At 60.9% G+C, this 24,497-nt stretch carries 18 protein-coding genes; all 18 read right to left on the bottom strand.

Going from position 1 to position 24,497, the window contains the following annotated elements:
- Window positions 1-162 precede the first annotated feature (162 nt).
- Complete coding sequence (locus tag F6S12_RS09065; protein WP_011059969.1) at window positions 163-459, bottom strand: hypothetical protein; 297 nt, start codon at window positions 457-459, stop codon at window positions 163-165.
- A gap of 11 nt (window positions 460-470) precedes the next feature.
- Complete coding sequence (fliS, locus tag F6S12_RS09060) at window positions 471-866, bottom strand: flagellar export chaperone FliS (RefSeq protein ID WP_011059968.1); 396 nt, start codon at window positions 864-866, stop codon at window positions 471-473.
- 128 nt (window positions 867-994) lie between these two features.
- Complete coding sequence (gene fliD, locus F6S12_RS09055; protein WP_011059967.1) at window positions 995-2,449, bottom strand: flagellar filament capping protein FliD; 1,455 nt, start codon at window positions 2,447-2,449, stop codon at window positions 995-997.
- Window positions 2,450-2,531: 82 nt separating this feature from the next.
- Window positions 2,532-2,903, bottom strand: coding sequence for a flagellar protein FlaG (locus F6S12_RS09050; RefSeq protein ID WP_015634628.1), 372 nt, complete (start codon window positions 2,901-2,903; stop codon window positions 2,532-2,534).
- 73 nt (window positions 2,904-2,976) lie between these two features.
- Window positions 2,977-3,828 carry a flagellin domain-containing protein gene (locus F6S12_RS09045; RefSeq protein ID WP_011059965.1) on the bottom strand — a complete coding sequence of 284 codons (852 nt, stop codon included), beginning with the start codon at window positions 3,826-3,828 and terminating at the stop codon, window positions 2,977-2,979.
- 236 nt (window positions 3,829-4,064) lie between these two features.
- Window positions 4,065-4,334: a hypothetical protein gene (locus tag F6S12_RS09040; RefSeq protein ID WP_125062200.1), complete on the bottom strand. Its 270-nt coding sequence runs from the start codon at window positions 4,332-4,334 to the stop codon at window positions 4,065-4,067.
- Window positions 4,331-5,620, bottom strand: coding sequence for a motility associated factor glycosyltransferase family protein (locus F6S12_RS09035; RefSeq protein WP_161467045.1), 1,290 nt, complete (start codon window positions 5,618-5,620; stop codon window positions 4,331-4,333). Before F6S12_RS09035 ends, F6S12_RS09040 begins: the two co-directional genes overlap by 4 nt.
- 157 nt (window positions 5,621-5,777) lie before the next feature.
- Window positions 5,778-6,704: a ketoacyl-ACP synthase III gene (locus tag F6S12_RS09030; RefSeq protein ID WP_152686037.1), complete on the bottom strand. Its 927-nt coding sequence runs from the start codon at window positions 6,702-6,704 to the stop codon at window positions 5,778-5,780.
- A 489-nt stretch (window positions 6,705-7,193) separates the two neighbouring features.
- Window positions 7,194-10,130 (bottom strand): TIGR00180 family glycosyltransferase, encoded by a 2,937-nt coding sequence (locus F6S12_RS09025; protein ID WP_315868851.1) that lies wholly within the window; start codon window positions 10,128-10,130, stop codon window positions 7,194-7,196.
- 416 nt (window positions 10,131-10,546) lie between these two features.
- The gene (locus tag F6S12_RS09020) at window positions 10,547-14,119 is read right to left on the bottom strand and encodes a glycosyltransferase (protein ID WP_161467043.1); all 3,573 of its coding nucleotides are present in this window, start codon (window positions 14,117-14,119) and stop codon (window positions 10,547-10,549) included.
- 121 nt (window positions 14,120-14,240) lie between these two features.
- Window positions 14,241-15,809 carry a flagellar hook-associated protein 3 gene (locus tag F6S12_RS09015; protein ID WP_011059955.1) on the bottom strand — a complete coding sequence of 523 codons (1,569 nt, stop codon included), beginning with the start codon at window positions 15,807-15,809 and terminating at the stop codon, window positions 14,241-14,243.
- Window positions 15,810-15,822: 13 nt separating this feature from the next.
- Window positions 15,823-17,874, bottom strand: a complete 2,052-nt coding sequence (flgK, locus tag F6S12_RS09010; RefSeq protein WP_011059954.1) for a flagellar hook-associated protein FlgK — start codon at window positions 17,872-17,874, stop codon at window positions 15,823-15,825.
- 10 nt (window positions 17,875-17,884) lie between these two features.
- Window positions 17,885-19,147 carry a flagellar assembly peptidoglycan hydrolase FlgJ gene (gene flgJ, locus F6S12_RS09005; RefSeq protein ID WP_011059953.1) on the bottom strand — a complete coding sequence of 421 codons (1,263 nt, stop codon included), beginning with the start codon at window positions 19,145-19,147 and terminating at the stop codon, window positions 17,885-17,887.
- A 10-nt stretch (window positions 19,148-19,157) separates the two neighbouring features.
- Complete coding sequence (locus F6S12_RS09000; protein ID WP_011059952.1) at window positions 19,158-20,267, bottom strand: flagellar basal body P-ring protein FlgI; 1,110 nt, start codon at window positions 20,265-20,267, stop codon at window positions 19,158-19,160.
- 15 nt (window positions 20,268-20,282) lie between these two features.
- A complete protein-coding gene (flgH, locus tag F6S12_RS08995; RefSeq protein WP_011059951.1) occupies window positions 20,283-20,978 on the bottom strand; it encodes a flagellar basal body L-ring protein FlgH in 696 nt (231 codons plus the stop codon).
- 61 nt (window positions 20,979-21,039) lie between these two features.
- A complete protein-coding gene (gene flgG / locus F6S12_RS08990; RefSeq protein ID WP_125062204.1) occupies window positions 21,040-21,825 on the bottom strand; it encodes a flagellar basal-body rod protein FlgG in 786 nt (261 codons plus the stop codon).
- Window positions 21,826-21,870: 45 nt separating this feature from the next.
- The gene (gene flgF / locus F6S12_RS08985) at window positions 21,871-22,611 is read right to left on the bottom strand and encodes a flagellar basal-body rod protein FlgF (RefSeq protein ID WP_011059949.1); all 741 of its coding nucleotides are present in this window, start codon (window positions 22,609-22,611) and stop codon (window positions 21,871-21,873) included.
- A 205-nt stretch (window positions 22,612-22,816) separates the two neighbouring features.
- Complete coding sequence (locus tag F6S12_RS08980; protein WP_019092865.1) at window positions 22,817-24,385, bottom strand: sigma-54-dependent phenylalanine hydroxylase transcriptional regulator PhhR; 1,569 nt, start codon at window positions 24,383-24,385, stop codon at window positions 22,817-22,819.
- Window positions 24,386-24,497: the final 112 nt, after the last annotated feature.

Here is a 24,497-nt window from a genome sequence, read left to right as displayed (position 1 = left end):
ACTTCCCTAGTCAACTCAATGCCCAGATAAGGGGCAAGCTAGACGCGCTTGTAGGCATTTTCTGCCTTATAGACGCCTGAAATCTGAAAACAGCCACTAGTTAAGTCAAAAAAGCGTGCACAGTCAAATTTATGGCGCGCAGTGTTCGGGATTAACTCAACATCAACCGAACAAATGGTAAACCTTTGCCGCGTTCTGTGCTTGCTGGATCTGCGACATCTCGTCGACTATCGCCTGGCGCTCCCCTGTTGCCACCTCAAGCAGCTGCCGGTAGACCCCCAACAACTCCTCCAGATTGTCGCGCAGTGCCGCCTCGTCGACCTCAGCCTCGCTGAGCACGTCCTCCATGCATGAACGGCACGCCAGGTCCAGCTCGCCAATGGCTTGCCAGTTGCGTTCGGCGAGGGCGCCGACCAGCGCCTCACGGGTTTCTTCAATGCGTTGCAGGACAGCACTCATGGTGTTCCTCCTTAAAACTGCGGACCCGGTGCGGCAATGGCATCCCAGCCATCCTTGACCGTACGCAGCAGATCGGCGACCTCATCGAGAATCTTCGGATCGGTCTTGATATTGGCTTCAGCCAGGCGCTTCATCATGTAGGTATACAGACTGTCCAGATCCCCCAGGGTATCCAGGGAGTTTTCCAGGTCCAGACCTTCACGCAGACCACCAATGATGCCGATGGCCTTGCTGATGAATATGCCTTTGTTGGCGATATCCTTGCGCTCGATTGCCCCCTTGGCCTGAGCGATACGATCCAGGCCGCCTTCCATCAGCATCTGCACCAGACGGTGGGGACTGGCTTCGGAGGTCTGCGCCTGCGCACCGATCTTCTGGTACTGCCGAAGGGCTAACATCGGATTCATGTAATACCTCTTCAAAACTCAAGGGTTCGTATAAGCAATATATCGACGCAACGTCAAAAAACTTTAGGCCAAATACAAAAGCCCGGAGCGCTGAAAAACGCTGCCGGGCTTTTGGCGCTGAGTGAATATCAGCCTTTTTGCTGGGCGGTCAAGGCTTCAAACATCGACGTGATGTTACTGGCGGTGGCCTTCAGCTTGCCCACCAGGGTGTCCATGTCGTTGTACTTCTTGGTCAGCACCGCTGTCAGGGTAGCTACCCGGCGATCCAGGGCATCCTGTTGATCGCTGAGCTTTTTCTTGGTGATATCCAGGGTCTTGGTACGAGTGGTCAGGATCCCCTCGGTCATGCTACCTACACCCTGGGTAAACGGCTTGATCGCGTTAGTCATGCGTTCCAGCAGACCCGGGTTGGTACCATCACCGGTAAACAGCTTCTGCACTTCACCACCGAGCTTCTTGTCGGTCATGGCAGCCGTGAATTTCTTGTCGTCGAAATCCAGTGCACCGGTCTTCTGGTTGGTGGTGATCCCCAACTGCGCCAGCACTGTCAACTTGTCGCCGGCGCCCGTTTCGGACAGTGGTGCACGAATAGCCGCCAGAATCGAACGAGGCAGCGAGTCACCAGTGAGCTGTGCCGGGATGGTCGGGTTGCCACTGTCATCCAGGGAAGGCTTGGTCAGCGTAGTAATGCCGTTGGCCACGGCGTTATAGGCGTCGACAAACTTCTGGATCGAGGTCTTAAGACCCTCAGTGTTTGTGGCAACTGTCACGGTGATCGGCGTGGTGGTTGGCGCAACCAGATTGAGCTTAAGACCGGAAATGGCCTGCGTGACTGTATTGGTCTTGCTGGTCAGTTGCATGCCGTCGACGCTGAAAACCGCGTCCTTGGCCAGCCCACCGATATTGCCGGATGAGGCGGCGGAAGCCGGATTGGTATCACTCGACATCGGCTGAGTGCCATCGATCTCCAAACCGGCAATACCGCTGACAGAAATGTCGGTGCCTGCACCGGTCTTTTCGGAGCCGATCACCAGTCGCGAACCGAACGAGTCGGTCACGATGTTCGCGCTGAGCCCGGCCATGTTCATCTTCGAATCAGCGTTGATCGAGTCACGCACCGATTGCAGCGTCGCATTGGCGCCGACGGTCAACGGGTAGTTAATGCCATTTTGAGTGATGTTTAACGTACCACTCGGAATGGCACTGGTATTTCCTCCGCTAAAAGCCGCACTGGCCACTTTTGACGAAGTTGCAAGATTTTTGACGGTAACCGAGTATTTGCCGGCAACCGCATAGTTGTCTGCGGTGGCGTCTACGGTCTTGCTGTCGCTGGAGGTCGCAGCGAAACCGGCAAAGGCGGGATTCACAGAGCTTCCCAGCCCAGCAACCGACAACGTGCTCTGGAAGGTCGACAACAATGACTGCAATGTCCCGATACCAGAAATGCTGGCGCTATTGGTGGTGGTCGCGCGATCGATCTGACCTTGCTTGGCCGCCTTGTCAGCAGCTACCAACGCCTTGACGATAGCACCGGTGTCGAGGCCGGAACCCAAGCCGGTACCCGGTAGAATTGGACTTGCCATGTGTCTCTCCCTTCAGTGTGCCGCCAGTCTTTTGACCACAACAGCGCTCAAACGTAACCAGCAACAATTTTCATGCCAGCTGTCAGGCCTTGGCACTGAACAACAGACTACTCGCATCATTCAAGCTATTGGCCAGTTTCAGCACTTCTTCATTGGGGATCTGGCGAACCACTTCACCCGAATCACTGGCAATGACTTTGACCACGACCTTTCCGGAAGGCTCGTCGATCGAGAATTCTAGATTGCGCTTGACCGACTGGACGAATTTTTCAATTTCCTGAACGGCCATTTTCAACTTTTCCTGCTCGGTCCGAGCTTCTTTCTTACTGTCCTGAGCTGCGGTTTTGGCAACTGCAGGAACGACCTCTCGAGGCTTCTCCACGGGCTTGTCAGCGACAGGCGTCACCGGCTTGGCCGCTGGATAAGACAAGTTCAGCTTCACGCTCATATCCATGTCCATCACCTCTTAAAGTAAAAAAGCGAGAGAGCACGACCAGCGCACTCCCCCGCCAAAGCTTAGCCGGCTATTACTGAAGCAGTTTCAGTACAGCGGATGGCAGTTGGTTGGCCTGGGCCAGAACTGCGGTCGAAGCTTGTTGCAGAGTCTGCTGCTTGGTCAGCTGGGCAGTTTCAGCAGCGAAGTCGGTATCTTGTACGCGACCCAGTGCAGCACTGGCGTTTTCGTTGATGTTCTGCAGGTTGGAGATGGTGCTGGTCAGACGGTTCTGGGCAGCACCGAGGTCCGCACGGCTGGAGTTGATGGTAGCCAGAGCCTTGTCGATGGCGTCCATCGCGGCCTTGGTGTTGGTCTCGGCAGTGGTGCTGTCGTTACCGGTGATGTTGATGGTGCCGGAGTCAACGCCCAGGGTGGCAGCGTCGAAGCCGCTGTCCAGGGTGATGGTGATCTGGTTGGTGGAACCGGTGTTGGAACCAACCTGGAAGGTCATGGTGCCAGCGGAACCGTCGATCAGGTTCTTGCCGTTCAGGTTGGTCGACTTGGCGATACGAGTCAGCTCGTCCGACATCTGAGCAAATTCTTTGTTCAGAGCAACGCGGTCTTGAGTACCGTTGGAGTCGTTTCGCGACTGAACAGCCAGTTCACGCATACGCTGCAGGATGTTGGTGGATTCTTGCATCGCGCCTTCAGCGGTCTGGGCGATGGAGATACCGTCGTTGGCGTTTTTGATCGCCATGGTCTGACCACGGATCTGCGAAGTCATGCGGGTAGCGATCTGCAGGCCGGCGGCGTCGTCTTTTGCGCTGTTGATCTTCAGGCCGGAAGACAGGCGAGTCATCGAAGTCGACAGAGCGTCGGAAGCGCGGTTCAGGTTTTTCTGAACGTTCAACGACGTGACGTTAGTGTTTACTGTTAAAGCCATGACGAATTCCTCGTTGGTTGGGTACTGCGGCTTCCGGCCCTGGCAACCGCCGGGTAATGGCCTAGAGAACCTTCGTAATAGTTATCGTCGGTAATGCAAGTTGCTTTAGGGCTTTTTCAAAAATATTTGCCATCACCCGGCCATCCCTTGGAAAACAAGGGGTTAAGCCGACACCGAACGAAAAACTGACGCCAGAAAATACCCACCAAAAACCCTCGCCCAGCCTGCCGCACCGCTCATCCACCAAACTCGGCCTGCAACCAGTCCAGCAGCTCGTATTCCAGATAGTCGGCCAACCCCAACCAGTTCTGCCCTTCCTGGCACGCCAGCATCAGAGTCAGCAATTGCGCCCAATCCTGCTGGACAGGCAGCGCAGCTCCATCCACCAACGACTGGATGGGATCGAACAGCTCAACCATGACACCCACCGCCTCGACATCACGCCCCAGACGAAACAGATCGGCGACTTCTCTGGCTCGGGAAAACACAGGCTCTAGCTGATTCATTGAGCAAAATCCGGGTGAAAGGTGGTACCGAGGATCATCGCGCCATCACGGCTGGTATTGAAAAACGCCACTTCAGGCTGACTGCTGATGTAGCGCTCCAGTTCGCACAGGTAACCGCGGAAGTTGAGCTGAGTCTTGACTCGCTGACCATGACCATCGAGCACCCAGTGCCGGGCGGCACCGAGCTGAGGCCCTAAATCGCCATCATGCCAGCCGGCATGGGTACGGTTCCTGGGGAACGCGAAATCCGCACCAAACAAAGTGATACGTCGCCCCCCCATCTTCACCGCCAGATCCACAGCCGGGTGAATCACGCTGCCACCGGCATGCAGCAGTGCCCGAGGTATGCGCTGGCGCAATGCCTGGAACACCGGGCTGGAGGAGTACGCCACATACCGTGGCCCGAGCCAGCCTTCAAGGACCTGGGGGTCCGCTAGCGGCATATATACCAGGGTGGTGCCTTCGCTACCCTGAGCCGGCAAATGCCGCGTAGAGATACGCTGATCGATGCTCACCACCAGATCCACGCGAATGCCCTCGTTGAGCAGTGGCTGATAAGCCGTATCGACACAGATAAGCAAAGGCCGCTGCGGCTGCCCGGCCACAGCGCGCAATGCTGCGTAATGCTGTTCGAGGCTTGGCCCCGTGGCGATGACAAAGACCTCACTCCCGGGGTGACTCTCGAAGAGGCCCGCGACATCTTTATCCATCCCGACCCAAGGCTCGATTGCCGCCAGACGCTCGGCGATGGATGCAATATCCGGGGCGAACCGGCGATTATTGAACGACAGGTGCATCTCGCTGATCAGCCGGTCGCGGATCTTTGCGTTGTAGTCATCGGCCAACACTAGTTCGGCTGGCAAGGCAAAGAATGGCAGCGCAATCTCCGGCAGATCGCCGGCATACAACAACTCGACACGCGAATCAGCCAGCCAGGCCTGCTGCTCCAGCAATTGCAGCACCAACTTGAACAGCGCGCCATTGAGGATGTGCACATACAAGCGCACCAACCCCGGACGCTGGAGCAGCTCCAGTTGCAAATCTCCAAGGCCACAGCCGTATAGATGCAACACCGGCGCCTCAGGCAGGCTGGCAGCCTGGACCCGCGCCTCGTGGCCGCGGTCATGACGACTGGTCAACTGGACCCCACCAATACTCAGCGTTGCCCCCAGGCCTTCCAGAAGATCGGCCTGCAACGAAGCAGTCTCTTCAGCCCGCACCCGTGCCAGCAGCGCAGGCCAGCGCTCGCCAATCACCCGGGCGTTGTGTTCAAAGCTGTCGCTCATGCTGCCTCGCTTATCACTCGTACAAAAAAATAGCGCTCAAGATTACACCTTGAGCGCCAAGATCTGTTGACATTTGCGAACCAGCCACGCAGCGCTTCGAGGCACCGCAGCCGCCACCCAAAGGCTGGCGACACCCTCATACCGCGAAAGGGGGAAGTCAGGAGCGGTAGATGATGGCCGACCCCCAGGACAGGCCAACGCCGAAGCCACTGAGGGCAACGCGCCTCCAGCTGGAATCGAACATGTGCTTTTCCAGCAGCAGTGGAATGCTGGAGGACACGGTATTGCCGGTCTCCACCATGTCCTTGATGAACTTGTCGGGGTTGCCTTCGAAACGCCGGGCCACCGCATCGACGATCGCCGCGCTGCCCTGGTGAATGCAGAAGGCATCGATATCGTCAGACTTCAGCCCCGACTCATCCAGCAACTCGTGCAGGTGTGCCGGCACTTTCAGCAGAGCGAAGTTGAACACCTGACGGCCGTTCATGAAGAACACACCATCGGTGACCTTCAGGTGCGGAGCCCCCGAACCATCGGTACCGAACTTGGCCTTGCCCAGCTGCCAGGTGGCGTCCTCGCCCAGCCAGGTGGCCGTGGCGGCGTCACCGAACAGCATGGTGGTATTGCGATCTTCGGGATCGACAATCTTCGAGTAAGGGTCAGCGGTGACCAGCAGGCCATTCTTCAGGCCAGCAGCTTCCATGAACCCCTTGATGGCATAGATGCCGTAGACGTACCCGGAGCAACCCAGGGAAATATCAAAGGCCGCGACGGTGGTGGGCAGGCCCAGCTTGTCCTGTACGATCGCCGCGGTATGAGGCAAACCTTCTTCGTCACCGTTCTGGGTAACCACGATCAACACATCGATGGCTTCGCGCTTGAGTTCCGGGTTAGCGGCAAACAATGCATTGACTGCTTCGACACACAGATCGGAGGTTTCTTGCCCGGCGTCTTTGCGCGGCAGGAAGGCCGAACCGATCTTGCCCAGGATGAACTCTTCATCCTTGGCGAATTTTGCACCTTGTGCGTAATTGTCCACGCCGGCTACAGGCACGTAGCTCGCAATGCTTTTTATGCCAATCATTACGGCTTCCCAATAATAAACAGCTCAATACCCCCGCGCGATGACCGAGCAGGGGCTGCCGAAAAAACACAGATACTTGCGCCGAAACACGGCGGTATCGGGAAGAACCAAGGGCTATCACTGGACCTGTCACACAGGGCTGGCGCCATCTTCCCGGGCGATACAATACAGTGAAGATGCACGTTATGACTCACAGGTCACGCTATTGTGGCGAATTTGCCAGTCAAGGGCCTATTCGACGAATGCCCATTCCAGCGCGTTGTAGTGCTTGGAAGCCTGCCCCAACCCAGGGGCCTGCAATACGAGATAGGTACGTTGCCTTTGAGCAGCACCCGATTCAGGCGCCCAACCTGTCGTGCAACCCAAACACCTCCATGCTGCTCGGCAACGCCAGTGGAGATGATCAGCGACTCACCGATAACCGCGCCAAGGAGTACCAGCAAAACATCAATAGTCTATTGAGCATGCTGGAACTCCTTGCGGCATTGATCAGTTGCCAAGCAACTGCTGCCAGTCCACCCGGCTCGCGGTCCCCAGGGCAAAGCCCTTGCCAGTCAACGCCAGGTTCTGGTTGTAGGCCGTATCCTGCGCAAAGCGCGCCGCCCATTTGTCTTTCAGAGCTGCCAAGGCCTGTGGATCTTGCGCCAGGGTGCCGGGATGCATGACCTGCGCTTGCGGAGTCAGGACGGTGAGATAACCGGCATCGGCCACCTTCAGGCACAGGTCGACATCGGCGAAGGCCTGGTCGAAATGCTCCTCGTCCAAACCACCTACGGCCTCGAACAACGCCTTGGCGATCATCAGGCAGACGCCGGATACCGCCGAGTAATTCTTCTCCACCCAGAGGCTGTTCATGTAGCCCGGAGCATCCTTGGCCTCTCCGGCGAAGGCTGCGCCCATCTGGCCATTGAGGCCGAGGATCAGGCCCGCCTGGGTGGTCATGCCGCGCTCATTCACCAGCCTGGCGCCGACAATCCCGATCTCCGGACGCTGTACCTGGTTGAGCAGGCTGTCGATCCAGTTGGCATTGACCACTTCGGCATCGGCCGAAAGCAGCAACAGGTACTCCCCCTTGGCTTCAGCGCAGGCTGCATTGTGCAGTGCCGAAGTGCTCACCCGCTGGCCGCTGCGCAACACCCGGATCCGCTCCCCCTGGCGTTCCAGGCTGGCCAGCCAGCTATCGAGTTCGGCGTTCTGGCTGTGGTTCTCGGCAATCAGCACCTCGTAACGCTGGTAGCGGGTACGTTGCAGCACACTCACCAGACAGCGTTGCAGCTCGGCGAAGTTGTCCTGGCTCGGCAGAATGATCGAAACCAGCGGCCGCTCGGCATGTTGATAGTCGATCTGGTAGGTCCCTGGCTGGGCAGAACTGACCTGAGCCCGATACCCACGATTGGCCAGGTGACGGCTCAGTACCTGGCGCTCCTCGGCATTTTCCCCGGCTGGCGCAGCCTGGCAGATCAGCAGCGGCTCGGCGAGATGAGCCAGGCCGGCCAGACCACCGTCCTCGATCAGGCGCAGAGCCAGATCCAGCTCGACGGCCCGAGCAAACTCGCGATTGAACCCACCTGCCTGCACCAGCACTTCACGGTGCAGCAGCCAATGGCGCGCCATCAGATTGGGGGCGCTTTGCAGCAGGTCCAGATTGACTCCGGGACGGAACACGTGACGCAAGGTGCCATCGGCTTGCCGCTGCACCTCATCCATCGCCACGGCCCTGATGCCTTTGGCGCCCAGCAACTCCAGGCTTGCCCGCAGCAGCCCGCTTGCGGTGAGCTGGTCACCCGCCTCCATCAGGAGTACCCAGTGCGCTGTGGACTGCGCCACCAGCTGATTCAGGCGCTCGATATAGTTGCCCTGGCTGACCTTGACGAAGTGCACAGTGTCCTGTGCCGTGGTCATCGCCGGCAGATCGCCGGTGGTCAGCACCACCAGCTTGAATGCCTTGCAGTGGTTGGCCATCAGGGAATCGAAAGTGGCTTGCAACTTGATCATGTCGGCGTCGAGGTCGAGCAGCAGAATCTGAAACTGCGGCCCACCGGCGCGCCTTCCCAGCAGATGGGCGATCGACTTGAACTGACCCGGTTTCGGGCCACGGCCTTCCAGCCAGCTGAACAACTGCCCGGACTGGGTATTGGCAAACAACGCGCTGCTATCGGTGGCCGGCAGCGCCTTGAGGCGGGCTGCCCACTCCTGCAGTTCGCGGAACACCTCCACTTCGTCGGTATCGCGCATCGACTCGGCAAGGCGCTTGACCACGGTGAAGTTGAACAGGTTCAGCGCCATGGCTTCCCACAGCCGGCTGCGAAGGGTTCGCGCCGTGTCATTCGAGTGCACCCGCAGCAATTCCTCCTGCTTGAGCAGCACCCCTTCCAGCTCATTGAGCTGCAGGCGCCCCGCAGGCATCGCATGCACAAGAAACTCGATCTGCGTCAACAGATCGAACATCGGCTGGTTGTAGAACGGCATTTCGACAAACTGCTCCGAGCCGAAAGCACGCACCGGGTCCTTGCCGACCTCGCTCCAGGTGGAGCGAAAGATCATCACACCCTTGAGCGAACGGCCACTTTCAAGGCACTCGGCCAAGGCGGCAAAGCTGTCCAGCGCCAGCTGCTTCATCTGCTGCGCATCCGGGCCTTCGCAGTTGTGCGGCAGGGTCGCAAGAAACTCGGCAAATTGCTGATGCTGGGCCAACGAGCCGGCATCCTTGCTGCTCAGCAACGCCTGAATGCGGGCGGTGCGCTCCAGGGCCTCCCTATTGGCCTCACGAACAATGAACGGAACCGGCAGGATCCGCGCCTTGGCAGTGGCCAACAGGAAGAAGGCGTAACCGATATCCAGCCACTCGGCGCTCACCGCAGGTAGCAACTGGCTGTACCACTGGCGCAGCACATCGGTGCGGGTCACGGCATTGAAGGGGCTCAGGTAATGCCCCATGAAACTCATGATCCGCTCACGCCCGTTCGCGGCGGCGAAGTCTTCGGGCCCCTTGCGATCGCGCAGGTAATAGCTGGTTTCCAGGACCCGCGCCGAATACATCAGGCCATAGCCATGGCAGACCGCGTAATCGGGGTGGGCATCAAGGAAAGCTAGCGCGGCGCTAATCCCATCGGCGATCAAAAAGTCGGTGTCGCTGGCAATCGCCAGGTAGGGCGTGTCGACCAGGCCCACACCGTAAGTCAGCTTGCCCTGCTGGTCCTGCCGGGAAAACTGTGGCACGTGGCGGTAATCCACCTTCGGGAATTGGCGAGCCAGAGACTCGTCCGCCTTTTCCGAGGAATCCAGAACCAGGATGGAACAGGCAAAGCTGCTGTAGTAGCGCAGCGCTCGCTGTGCCAGCGCCTTGGCCTCGTGGGTCAATAGTACCAGAGTGAAACGCTCACTCATCGGGGCTGCATCCTCGTTTGCTTTTGTTTGAACCCACATCTGTCCATTCCCTCATCCGGCTGATCGCCTGGAACCTCAAATCATTAATGTTGTACGAACCCGATCCCGGCATGTCCCTCTCGGCTCATCCATCCCGCGAGCGCAACTGCGCCCCTGGATGCGCCAAAGAATTGGCTTGAGAACTGCTCAACACCTGGCCAACGCTACGCCTGACTCCAGGCACCGGCCACAACAGGCGAGCCAGGAGCTACCCGCACGCGTGCGCTACACCCATGAGCGCCGGCAGCCACACTCGGTCATCGACAGCGTTCGTTTTATGACAATTGCCAGCAAGGCTGCAGGAAACGCGCCAGTTCCATCGGTGCGTAGAGCGCAGCCCCCGCCACTGCGAGAGGCCACGCAAGAAACAAAAAAGCCACGCTTGGCAGGCGTGGCTTTTTTTTGCAGCGGCTTCTTCAGTCTGCCAACCAGCCCCACATCCAGTGCTGCAGGTTGTCGGGGCCCAGCATGAAGTCGCGCCGCACCGCCTCGCGCAGTTCATCTCCCATGCGGTAGCTGGCAACAGGGTCGCTGAGGTGCATGCGGATCGCCTGCAGCCACTCTTCGGTCGTGTTGCTGCGAACCCTGGTGCACGGCAGGAAGCCACGATAGGCCTCAGTGTCGGTACAAATGACCGGGTAGCCGCAGGCTCCGTACTCCAGCAACCGCAGGTTGCTCTTGCAGTCATTGAAAATATGGAACTCCAGAGGTGCCAGAGCCAGGTCGAGGTTCAGGCTGGCGAGCTTGAGTGGGTAACCCTGCAAGCCGATCGCCGGATGGAACTCGTGCACATAAGGGCGCAAGGCATCGGGGCACATGCCGAAGAACACCCATTCCACCTCAGAGGCCAGTTCACGCACGACATCGGCAATGACCTCCAGGTCCCCGGTGTGACTGGTGCCCCCACCCCAGCCGACCCGCGGCTTGCTGGAAGTACCGCGACGGCTGCTCAGCCCCGCCCAGGGCTCAGGGGCGAGCATATTGGGTACTACCCTGATATCGCTGTGCATGTCCGACAGGACATCCGCCAGCGGCTGAGTGGTGACCACCAGCCGATCGCACAGGGCAATGCCGTCACGCAGCATCTGCTCGATGTTCGCCGGCTTGTTGCGAGCATGGCTGTTTTTCTTTGGCGCGCTGACCACGTAATCATCGAGTTCGAAGACCCGCAACGCACTGGAGTACTTCTTCATTCGCAGAATGTCGCTGGCCGCGCCGTCGCTGTAGCGCCCCTGGAGCACGATGGTATCGGGCGACAAACGCTCGATTTCCACGGTGGTCGGAGATTCGTATGCCACCCGAGCGATGACCCTGCCTGCAGCTTCCAGCTCGCGCAGTGGCCCGGTGACCCGGTAATGCCCGACCGCGCTGCTGTTGACCGGCAAGCCGAGCACCAGCGGCAAGGCTCGTGAGCAGAACGGGTTCCAGTTGTTGCGCAGGCTGGGTTCCAGGCTGAAACTGGAGAACCCCAGGCTCAGGGCCGGATTGTAGGCTGGATCGCGAGCGATCTTCGGCAGCCACTGACGGTAGAAGCGCTCCTGTTCAGCCTCCTGCATCTGCTGCTGCTCAGGCGCCTGCGGTGGCGCCAACGCCGGGGCCAGCATCAGGGTGGCGTGGGGGGTCCAGACCACCAGGTAGCCATCGCGATCGACGCGCAGGCACAGGTCGGCTTCACCCAGGTCAGCGCCGAAACTCTGTTCATCCAGCCCGCCCAGACTGTCGAACACGTCCTTGCGGATCATCAGGCAATCGCGGCTGACCGCACTCCAGTTCTGCACCACCTGCAGACGCTGCATATAACCACGGGCACCCAGTGCCTCGCCGATGAACGGCGAGCCCACGGGCCCAGACATGCCCAGTACCTGCCCGGCATGCAGGATGGAGCCATCGGTAGCAAGGATGCGCGCCCCCACGACAGCCACCTCCGGACGCTGGGCCTGGTTGAGCAGCTCGTCCAGCCAGTCGCTGGTGCAGATCCGTGTGTCGTGGCTGAGCAACAGCAGGTAGTCGCCGCGAGCCTGGGCCGCAATGCTGTTGGTCAAGGCCGCCTGGTTGGCGGGGCCGGCATAAGGCAAGACCCGCAGCATGTTGCCCCCCAACTGCCCCATGGCCGCCAGCCAGTCGGCCATGTCCGGGTCGCGACTGCCGGCAGCCACCAGCAGGATCTCGTAATGGTTGTAGGCGGTCTGCTCGATCAGGCCTTCGACGCAACGCTGCAAGGCCGGCAGCGAATCCCCGCAGGTGAGGATGATCGACACCAGCGGCCGCGCACCGTGCTGATAGTCGATGCGATTGAGCAAGGGCAAATCATCATGGCGGACCCGGTACTGCACGCCGATGCGCTGCAAGTGCGCAGCGACCAGCCCCTCACTGGCTTCGATGACCTGGGGCCGGGACAGCCACTTTGCGAACGGGAACTCGGACTCGATCTGGATATCGGCAATATGCTCGATGGTTTGCGGGCCCACATTTTCCACCAGCCGCCACAACAGATCCTGGGGCGCCAGCTCGCCACGTGCGCAATCGAAGCCTCCCTCGCTCAGGAAACGCTCGCGGGAAAAGGCCAGCGAGCGCCCGACATAAGGGTAGGCACGCATCAAATCGAGGTTAAAGTCGGGCTTGAACACCGGTTCGGTTGACTGACCATCAAGCAATGCGCCTTCGTCACTGTAGGCGCAGAGCATGGCCGGGGTGTTGGCGATCCGCTCGGCCAGCACCAGCAATGCCGTGTCACGCAGTTGGTCACCCGACTGCAACAGATAGAACCAGTCACAGGTATCCAGGCGAGGGATCAGTTCGTTGAGTTGCCCGGCCCAGTCGGCCCGCAAGGGTTGACGCAGCACAGCCTCCCCGGCTGTACCGGCAGCGGTGGACAACACCACGATCGTTTCGGCTGGGTACAACTGGCCGGCCAGGCTGCCCAGGGTCCGCTCGAGAGCGGCGCCATCACCTGCCAGGTCCATGACGATCGGCACGATTCGCACCCGCCGCGGCCAGCTTTCGATGCGCTGCGGCAGCAACCGCTGTTCCGCCGCCGACAGGCAACGTGCCGCCAGCCATTGCTGGTAGAACTCCTCGTAGCTCTGACTTTCGCCCCCTACCCGACCGTTGACCACGGCGCTGCGATTGCCCAGCACATGGAGCACCCCCAGCTCACGCCATGGCCGTGGCTGCTCGGCGGCTCGCGCCAGTTCAACGTAACGCACCCAGCCCGCAGCGGGCGCCGACTCGCCAGAACGCTCGGAGAGCATCCGCAATAGCCATTCCCATTCGGTGGCAACGGCCTTGAGCACTTGCGGCGTGCGGCTGAAACGCCCCTGATACAGGCGCTCGCAACTCAACACGGTGGACAGGGCCGCCAGATTGCCGCGGCGCATCAGGCAGATGAACAGCGCCAGGTCCAGCAAGGCGACAAAACCGGCGCCCTTGTGGATCAGGGCTGGCAGTACCTCCAGCACGTCGGCTCGACGCATCAGTGCCGCACTGAAGTTGCCGAGGAAGTTTTTCCGCGTGCCCTCGAAGATCGCCAGCATGTCATCGCCTTTGAGCAGCACGTCGAGCGGCGCAAAGCGGCAGTTTTCAATCCGCGGCGGAAGAATGGAGTTGCCTTCGTCGTTGAACACCCGTAGTGCGAACACCAGATTGACCTCAGGGTGCTCGATCAGCACTTGCGCCTGCAAGGCGATGCTCGGCGCAAACAGCCGGTCATCGTCGCAAAGCACCTTGATCAGCTCGCCCCGGGCCTCTTTCACGCAGCGCAACAGGTTTTTCTGCAACCCCAGAGGTTGCGGGTTGCGCATGTAACGCACCGGGTGCGCGGGTTCGCTCAGCCCTTGTACAACCTGCTGGATTTCATCGCCGGGACTGTCGTCGCAAACAACGATCTCCAGTGGCTGATAGGTCTGCGCCAAGGCACTTTCCAGAGCCTGGCTGAAGAAGCGTGGGTTGAAGGCGGGAATGACGATGCTGACTAGAGGGGCTTGGCTCACGGCGGGAAACTCTCGAGCGGCGAGCCCTGGCCAGTGATGCCAGGGCTGCAAGACCGCTTAAAAAAGACGGCTGGCTGCTCGAAGATCGCGGCGTCCGGGCGCCAGCCCGAACGCCACGCACTCAGACCTTGTTGAACAGACCCAGTTGGGCAATCTTGCTGAAGGCCAGCTGCGAGGCTTGCAGCATGGTCTGTTGCAGGGTCAGGCGGGTCATCACTTCGGCCGGATCGGAGTCGCTGATGGCCGAGCGGGTCTTGGTGTTGGCAGCTGCCAGGCTTTCGTTGATTTCGGTCTGGGTGTCCAGGGCGGAACCACGACCCCCCACCGAACTGATACCGATGGACAGCTGGTCGATGCCACTGGCCAGGTTGGCCATCCCCGAGGCGAGGTCGGCCAGTTGCTTCTGGGTCGCCAGGGTGTTGCCGGCGGTTGGCGTGTTCAAGGCGTTTTTCAGCTGGCTCACGGTATCCAGTATGTTCTGGGTCTCGTGGGTGTTGACCGACACACTGAACTGATCGTTGGCCGCCGGAGAAGGCGCGCCGGTCAGGGTGAAGCTCACGCCCGCCGCGGTGGCGACGTTGCCCGGCCCGACCACGCCCGAGGACACCGGCTTGCTATCAGCGGTCAGTGGCGCAGCGTACAGATCGAAATTGGTAGCGCTGGTGAACTTGAGGATCGCCGAACCACTGGGGAAGGTGGAGTTGTAGGCCACCGGATCGGTAATGCTGGTGTTCGAGACCTGAGTCATGCTCGGGTTGCCCGGAGAGCGCGCCACGTTGAAGGTGTCCGGCTTGGAGCCCAGGGTGAAGGTATGCCCCGGCAGCACGGCGTTGGCGTCGTCACCGGACTTGAGGTTGACGTTCAGGCTCAGGTCGACCCCACGGAAGCTCACGGTCTGGTTCGGCGCAGTGCCGAAAACACCGCCTTTGCTGGCCTCGGCCGTCACATCGTTGCCACTGCCGTCGACGATCTTCAGCTGGGTGCCCGACACGAAGGACACGGTGTAAGGCTCGCCGCTGCGGAATTGGCTGTTGTAGGCACCGTTGTTGGCCACCTGGCCGTTGGACAGGGAAATCCGCCCGTCATCCACGGCTGGCGCGGTCATGGTGACCTGGCTGCGGCTGGTGTTCAGTGCCTGCTGGAACACGTCCCAACCGGTGCTGTTGGCGGCCATCATCATGGTGTCGCCGACCGGCAGTTGCAGGCTGCTCTGGTCACCGTTGTAGCTGTAGGTGCCATCGGAGTTGCGGCTGAACGGCGGAACATCATCCTTGGAGCCACCGAAGATGTACTTGCCGTTTTCGTCCTGGGAGTTCATCAGGCTCAGCAACTGCTCTTCGATCTGCCCCAGTTCCGAAGCATTGGCCTGGCGGTCGGCGTCGGTGTAACCGGCGTTACCGGCACCGGAGGCCAGTTCCTTGGCGCGGGCCAGCACGTTGTTGATGCTGGTCATCACCGATTCGGTCTGGCCCAGGGAGGCCTTGATCGAGTTGGTGTTGGTCTTGTACTGGTCCAGCAACGAAGCCTGTTGGCCCAGTTGCAGCAGGCGCGCGGCACCTACCGGATCGTCGGCAGCGGTCTTGACGCGAACCAGGCTGCTGGCCTCTTCGCTGCTCTGGACCACTTTGGAAAAGTTCTTCTGGTAGTTGGTAGCCGAGGACTCGTAAAACTGGGAGGTGGAAATGCGCATGGGCTACGACTCCTTAAAGGCTGTTGATCAGCGTGCTGAAGGTTTCCTGCGCAGCCTTGATGATCTGCGACGACGCTGTGTAGTACTGCTGGAACTTGACCAGGTTGCCGGTCTCATCATCCAGGTTGACCCCGGACAGCGAGTCCCGGGCGCCCTTGGCGTTAGCCAGGATGGTGCCGGTAGCGGCGCTGTCGAGGCTGCCCTGACTGGCCTTGGCGCCGACGTTCTCGATCAGCTTGCCGTAGGCATCCACCAGGGTGATGCCTTTGCTGGCAGAACCTGTATCGACTGTCTGCTTGCTCTGCAAACCGGCCAGCGCCAGGCCGTTGCGGTTGTCCGAAGAACCGGCGCCGTTCACCGAGATGTTCATGCTGTCGCCGGCAGCGGGAGCGCCGGCCACGGTCATCTGTACGCCGAACGTCTTGGTCACCGGTGGCGTGCCGCCGTCGGTGATCGGCGCACCGCTGGCATCCAGCATGTTGATCTGCAGGTTGAGGGTGTTGGTCTGCCCGGGAACGATGGAGCCGCTGCCCATCTTGTTGCCCTTGGCATCGAAATAGTCGTAGCTCTGGCTGCCGCCTGCCGGCGCATTGAACACCACTTTGACCGGACCCGAATTCTTGATTGCGGTCTGCATCTCAAGCTTGGCTGCGGCGTCGTAGTTGTCGATCGGCACGCTCAAGGAAGGCTGCGCGGAAATGCTCAGGGAGCTCTTGAGCCCGGCAGCCAGCTCGGCCTTCAGCGGAGCCGCGAGGGCCAGGCGCTTGGGGTCGGTCATTTCGGTCTGGATGGTGGTAGCGGCATTGCGGGTCGGGGTGATCTTGAAGCTGTCACCGGCACCGACCGTACCATTGAGTTTCAGCGAGAAGCCATCGATCACCGGTGCCGGGCTGGTGGTGGTGCTGAAGCTGCCCATGTCGGTGCCATCGGAGCGCTTGACGCTGTAGTCGGTGGCACTGCTGAAGGTCACGGTGTAGTCGCTGGTGCTCAGCTTGCCGGTGTCCTTGATGGTGACATCGAAGTTGCCCGAGCCTGCGCTGTTGGTGGCACTGCCAATGCTGCGCTGGCTGATCATCCGGGCACTGTTGATGTCGTTGAACAGGTTGCCGCCGAAATCACCGTTCTTGTCGATGCCCTGAGCCATCAGGCTGTTCATCTGGTCGGCGACCACGAGGGCTACGCGGCCCAGCTCGTTCATCGCCGGATCCAGCACTTCGCTGCGGTAGCGCAGCAGGCCGCCGATCTCGCCACCGGTGGTGAGGTTGGTGATGTCGATGCTGCTCGAGCCCCGGTTCAACTGCAGCGCGGAGCGGCTCGGGTCGTTCTTGCCCTGCACCACTTCCAGGGTATTGGCCGAGTTACCCATGACCAGCGGCTGGCCGCTGCCCAGGTACAGGTCGACGCTGGAGCCACGCTCCGAGACCTGCACGCCGATGAAGGTCGAAAGCTGGCGCACGGTTTCATTACGCGCATCGAGCAGATCGTTGGGCATGCCGTTGCCGTTGGTCGACAGCTCGGAAATCTTCTGGTTGAGCTGGGCCACGGTGTTGGCCAGCTTGTTGACCTGGTCCGCCATGTTCGCCAGGTTGCCGTTGATATTGGTGTTCTGCTGGTTGAGCTGGCTGGATACCGAGTTAAAACGGTTGCTCAGGGCCTGGGTGTCGCTGAGCAGCAACTGCCGGGAAGCCTCGTCGGTAGGCTTGGCGTTGAGGTTCTGCACCGAGGCGAAGAACTTGGTCAGGGCGCCGGTCATGCCGGTGCCGCTGTCCGACAGCAATTGGTCGATCGGGCTGATCTGCCCCTGGAACGCCGCGGCATCGCTGTTGAGCGAGGTGGCGGTGCGCAACTGGGCATCGAGGAAGCTGTTATAGACCCGGCGCACGTCCGCCAGGGTGGTGCCGGTGCCGATGAAGACGTTGCCATTCTGGCTGGAGGCCTTGGTGCCCTGCACGGTCTGCTGACGCGAGTACCCGGCGGTGTCGGCGTTGGCAATGTTGTTACCCGTGGTCATCAACGACGTTTGGCTGGCGGCCAGCCCCGACATCCCGATATTGAGCAAACTCATGATTCAGACCTTATAAATTCGTGGAAACGCCAGCCGCAGCGTAGTTCTGGTAATTCTTCATCTGCTTGGCTATCTGCGAAATCTTGCTTGCGTAATCCGGGTCCGTTGCATACCCGGCTTTTTGCAACTCGCGAACAAACTGTTCTGGTTTATCGGCCACCTTCAGCACTTCTTGATAGCGATTGTTGCTCTGCAACAAGGTCACCAGATCGTGGAAGCTGTCCTGATAGGAATCGTAGGAACGGAACGCCGCCGTCTCCTTGACCATCTGCCCGTTGCGGAACTCGCTGGTGATCGCCCGGGCCTGTGCACCCTGCCAACTGCTGCCGGCCTTGATGCCGAACAGGTTGTGGCTGCTGCTGCCATCCTGCTGGCGCATCACCGATTTGCCCCAGCCGGTTTCCAGGGCGGCCTGGGCCACCAGGTAGCGCGGATCGATCCCGATACGCTGGGCCGCCTGCTGCGCCATCGGCAGCATGGTGGCGACGAAGTCGTCGGCGGAACTGAAGGCACGCTTGGCCGGTGCCAGCGGCGGCTGGGCCATGGCCCGGCCATAGACCCGCATCTTGCCCTGGGACGCGGCGTAGCCCTGATTGACCCGCCACTCGCCCCGCAGCACGGCATCGGCGGCCGGGCTGTTGCGGGTCGGCGCGGCGTTCTGTGCGCCGCCCTCGACGGCACCGGCCGACGGCACGATGCCGGTCAACAGGCGATCGGTGAGCTTGCTGGGCAGGGACAGACGACGCTGGTTGAGCAGCACCATGTCGTTATGTGCCACGCTCGTGCGCAAAGGATCGTGGGCCCGCGAAGCCCACATCGGGCGCTGGCCGTTGACCCGGCTCAACGGACCATCCTGGGCCGTGGTACCGGCAGCGATCGGCGTCGGAGTCGCCACCGGCGCCGCGGCCGGCAAAGTCGTGGTGGCCGCATTCGGATGAGCCGGCTTGTTCTTCATCATCTGGCGCATCAGCACATTGGCCAGGCCGATACCGCCACCCTCGCGAGACAGGGACACCGCCAACTGCTGGTCATACATGTCCTGGTACTGCTTGGCGGCCGGGGTATTGAGCGGGTTGTCCTGGCCTATGACGTCAGTGGCCTTGCGCATGGACTTGAGCATTTCATTGAGAAACAGCGACTCGAACTCCTGCGCCACTTTGCGCACGTTGGCTTCGCCGTCCTTGTCGCCGACCTTCAGTTGCTGCAGGCGGTTGAGGTCGGAGTAAGACCCGGAATCGCCGCTGCCAATCAGTCCGCTCTTACGAATATCCATGGCGCTCACCTCAAATCACGATCAGGTCGGCCTGCAAGGCGCCGGCCTGTTTCAAGGCTTCGAGGATGGCCATCAAGTCGCCTGGCGCCGCGCCCACCTGGTTCACCGCCCGGACGATCTCATCCAGAGTGGTGCCCGGGCCGAACTTGAACATCGGCTTGGCTTCCTGCTGAGCATTGACCCGCGAGCGGGGCACCACCGCGGTCTGGCCATTGGACAGAGGGCCGGGCTGGCTGACGATCGGGTCTTCGGTAATGGTCACGGTCAGGCTGCCGTGGGTCACCGCCGCCGGCGAGACCTTGACGTTCTGGCCAATGACGATGGTGCCGGTACGGGAGTTGATGATGACCTTGGCCACCGCCTGCCCCGGATCGATCTCCAGGTTCTCCAGGATCGACAGGTAGTCCACACGCTGGCTTGGGTCCAGGGGCGCGGTCACCCGGATCGAGCCACCGTCGATGGCTTGGGCCACGCCTGGGCCAAGCATGTCGTTGATCTTGTCGACGATGCGCTTGGCGGTGGTGAAATCCGAACGGTTGAGGTTCAGAGTCAGGCTGTTGCCCTGGTTGAAACCACTGGGCACGGCACGCTCGACCGAGGCGCCACCAGGAATCCGTCCGGCCGACGGTACGTTGACGGTGATCTTCGAACCGTCGCGTCCTTCGGCATCGAAACCACCCACCACCAGGTTGCCCTGGGCGATGGCGTAGACGTTGCCGTCGATGCCCTTGAGCGGCGTCAGCAGCAAGGTGCCGCCGCGCAGGCTCTTTGAGTTACCAATGGAGGATACGGTGATATCCACCTGCTGGCCCGGCTTGGCGAACGCCGGCAGATCGGCACTCACCGACACCGCCGCGACGTTCTTCAACTGCACGTTGCCGGAGCCGGCCGGCACCTTGATGCCGAACTGCGACAGCATGTTGTTGAAGGTCTGCAGGGTGAACGGCGTCTGGGTAGTCTGGTCGCCGGTACCGTTAAGCCCGACCACCAGGCCATAGCCGATCAATTGGTTGGAACGCACGCCGGAAATGCTGGCGATGTCCTTCAACCGCTCGGCCTGGACGCCAAGGGAAGTGGACAGCAACAACGCCGCCGCCATCAGGTGCTTGAAATTGAGCATGAGTCTTTTCATCACCTAGAAAGGGAACAGCGGGCTGAGGAAGAAACGGTCGAACCAGCCAGGCTGGTTGGCATCGGCAAACGAGCCGGTGCCCGAATAGGTAATGCGTGCATCCGCGACCCGGGTCGAGGACACGGTGTTGTCGGTGGCGATGTCGTCCGCCCGTACCAGGCCTGCAATCCGCACCAGCTCATCGCCGGTGTTGAGGGTCATCCACTTCTCGCCGCGCACCGCGATGATGCCGTTGGGCAGTACGTCGGCCACGGTCACGGTGATCGAACCGGTCAGGCTATTGCTCTGGGCCGCCTTGCTGTCGCCCTTGGTGGCGCGATTGCCGCTGTAGCCGGCATTCAGGGTCAGGTCGCCGTCGCCCAGCGGGTTGTTGGTGTTGGGCACGGCACCGAACAGCGAGGTCAGGCCAATGCTGTTGGAACTGGTCTTGGTCAGCGCCGAGTTGGCACCCTTGCTGGCGTTGGTCCGCTCGTTCAGGGTGATGGTGATGATGTCACCGACCCGGAACGCCTTGCGGTCGCTGTACAGGTTCTGCTCGAAGCCGGCCTGGTAGATCGAACCGTTGTTGGACGCGGAAGGCAGCGGCGTACGCGGCAGCACCGGCGCGTAGTAAGGGTCATTGGGCTTGGGCGGCGGGGCGACACAGCCCGCGAGCACGGCACTCCCACTCAGCGCTAGAACACAAATAAACCGATTCATGACCCTTCCTCACGATGTTGCCGGTGCGCCACTTCAGACCCGTGGCGACCTCAAGACTTGATTACAGCTTCTGCGTAATGAACGAGAGCATCTGGTCCGCGGTGGAGATCACCTTGGAGTTCATCTCGTAAGCGCGCTGAGTGGTGATCATGTTGACCATCTCCTCAACGGTGCTGACGTTGGAGGCTTCCAGGGTGTTCTGCAGCGTGGTGCCGAAACCGTTGAGGCCCGGGGTACCGATCTGCGGCGCGCCACTGGCGGCGGTTTCCAGGAACAGGTTGTTGCCCTGGGCCTGCAGGCCTGCCGGGTTGATGAAGTCGGCGGTTTGCAGGTTGCCGATCACCTGGGACGCCGGGTTGCCGGCGATGGTGATGGACACGGTGCCGTCCTGGCCTACGGTGAAGGTCTGCGCATCGTTGGGCACGACAACCGCAGGCTCCAGGGCGAAACCATTGGCGGTGACGATCTGGCCATCGGAGTTCAGGTGGAAGGTACCGTCACGGGTATAGGCCGTGGTGCCATCAGGCTGCAGGATCTGGAAGAAACCGCGGCCGTTGATGGCCAGGTCCAGAGGCTGCTCGGTGGTCTGCAGGCTGCCGGCGGTGAAGTTCTTCTGGGTGCCGACAATGCGCACACCGGTACCGACCTGCAGGCCGGTTGGCAGCTCGCTGTCCTGGGTGGACTGGGCCCCCGGCTGGCGCTTGATCTGGTACAGCAGGTCCTGGAACTCGGCGCGATCACGTTTGAAGCCCGTGGTCGAGACGTTCGCCAGGTTGTTGGAAATGACAGACAGGTTGGTGTCCTGGGCGGACAGACCGGTTTTGGCAACCCATAGAGCCGGAAGCATTGGTTTCTCCTCTCGCGCCTGTTTTACGGCGCTAGATACTGGTAATTAGCTGATCTGCAAGACCCGAGCCATGGCCTGGTCGTCTTCTTTGGCGCTGTTCATCATTTTCACGTGCAATTCGAACTGCCGGGACAGGGCCAGCACCGCGGTCATCTCTTCCACGGCATTGACATTGCTCGACTCAAGGAAACCCGAGACCAGCTGGACGTTGGCGTCGGCGGGTGCCGGCTGGCCGTCCTTGGTCTTGATCGAGCCGTCCAGGCCTTTGGTGAGGTTCTTGATGTCCGGGTTGACCAGCTTGATGCGGTCGACCTCGGCCATGACCCGCGGGCCCTCGCCCATGGCACGGATACTGATGGTGCCATCCTGGCCAACTTCGATCTTCTGCTCGGGTGGCACGGCAATCGGGCCGCCATTGCCCATCACCGGCATGCCGTTGCCAGCGCGCAGCACACCCAGGGCGTCGACATTCAAACTGCCGGTACGCACATAGCTTTCGCTGCCGTCGGGGCTCTGCACGGCGATCCAGCCGTTGCCGCTGACGGCCACGTCCAGGTCACGACCGGTCTCCACCATCGAGCCGGCACTGAAATCCGTTGCCGGGCGCTCGCTCATGGCAAAGGCGCGCGCCGGAAAGCTGTCACCAAATACCGGCATCGCACGGGCCTGCTCCAGGTCGCGCTGAAAACCATTGGTAGAGATGTTCGCCAGATTGTTGGCATGAGCCTTTTGCGCCAGTGCATTCTGGCTGGCGCCGGTCATTGCCACATAAAGGTACTTGTCCACAGTCTTTCCTCTGTCTGCCGGACGTTTGCCGCCCACCGCTGTACTGCGAAGCCATAAGCAATAAGCGCACCAACTTTTTCACGCAGTAGTGATCCCCAGGCGGGGCAAGGCTTTGCCTGATTACAGAGGAAAAAACAGCGCTGACAGAAGACGGAAAAACGGCGGTCTTATGCCGCTACCGGCAAGTAACGGCCCGGATACAAGCCTAGGGATTGTCACCGGCATTCTTGCCGACCTCGTATTCGCGCAGTTTGTTGGCGATGGTGGTGTGGGAGACCCCCAGCCGCTTGCCCAACTGACGGCTACTCGGGTGTTCGGCGTACAGACTCTCGAGCACGGCCTTTTCAAAGCGCCCGACAATCTGTTCCAGGCCACCCTCCAGGGAGAAATCGCCAAGCGGCTGGCGCGCACCATAGTCCGGCAGCCGGATGTGCTCGGTCTTGACCGTACCGCCATCACACAGGGAAACCGCCTGAAACAGCACGTTCTCCAGCTGCCGCACATTGCCTGGCCAGTGGTAGTGACTGAGGCGTTCCATGGCCGCCGGCGCCAGACGCGGCAACGGGCAACCGATCTGCCGGCTGGCCTGGTCGAGAAAGTGCTCCACCAGGGGGGGCAGGCCGTCGAGGCATTCGCGCAATGGCGGAATGTGCAGGGACAGCACATTCAACCGGTGATAGAGGTCCTGACGGAACTCGCCCCTGGCGCACAACTCGGAAAGATCCACCTGGGTCGCGCAGATCACCCGCACATCCAGGTACACCTCTTCATCGCTGCCGACCCGGCGGAAGCAGCCATCCTGCAGGAAGCGCAGCAGCTTGACCTGCAAGCGCGGGCTCATCTCCCCTACCCCGTCGAGAAACAGGGTGCCACCGGCGGTCAGTTCCAGCAGCCCCAGCTTGCCCTCTGCCCGAGCCCCCTCGAAGGCGCCAGGGCCGTAGCCGAACAGCTCGGTCTCGGCCATAGACTCCGGCAACCCGGCGCAGTTCAGGGCCATCAGCGGCGACTGCCCGCGCGGGCTGGCCAGGTGACAGGCACGGGCCAGCAGCTCCTTGCCGGTCCCGGTCTCGCCCTCGATCAGCAGCGGCGCATCCAGCGGCGCCATGCGCCGCGCCTCACGCACCACCGCCGCCATGACCTTCGAACTCTGGAAGATGCTGTCGAAGCCCCGCAGCTCCTGCTTGCGCACGTTGTAGATGCGCTCGCCAACACGATCCGCCCGGTGCAAGGTCAATACCGCGCCGGCCATGGCTTCGCTGTCGTCATGTTCCGATTGCAGCGGCGCGATGTCCGCCAGGAACACATCGCCCCTGACCTTGACCCGCAACCCGTTGATCCGCGACTGGTTGGCCCGCACCAGTTCCGGCAGGTCGAAGTCTTCGGCGTAGCGCGACAGGGGAATGCCCGGCACCTCGTCCACCCGCACTCCCAGCAACTGCGCTGCGGCCCGGTTCGCCGCCACGATGGAGCCGCCCATGTCGATGGACAGCACCGGGAACTCCAGAGCCCCCAACAGCGCATTGAGCTCCATGTGCCGGCGCTCGCTGGGCATCAACCCGACTCGCTTGACGCCAAACACCCCGGCGATGGACTCGAACTTGGGGCGCAGCGCCTGGAATTGCAGGTTGATCAGGTTCGGGCAGTGCAGATAGATGGCATTGCCATGCTCGCCCCCCACCTCGCCACGGGCCACGTTGATCCCGTATTCCACCAGCAGGTTGAGAATGTCGCGCAGGATGCCGATGCGATTCTGGCAGTGAACTTTGATACGCATAGAAGGAAGGCCCTGGGACTGACAGTGAATGGCATAAGCGCCGAAAACCGACGCTTATGGCATCGGGCTTTACAAACTTTCTGCAGGATGGCGCAGATAGTCGTCAAGATTA

This window comes from Pseudomonas sp. JV245A (assembly GCF_032424515.1).
Taxonomy (GTDB): Bacteria; Pseudomonadota; Gammaproteobacteria; order Pseudomonadales; family Pseudomonadaceae; genus Aquipseudomonas; species Aquipseudomonas protegens.
The sequence above is the reverse complement of the archived record's forward strand: the minus strand, read 5'-3'. Positions and strand labels throughout refer to the sequence as shown.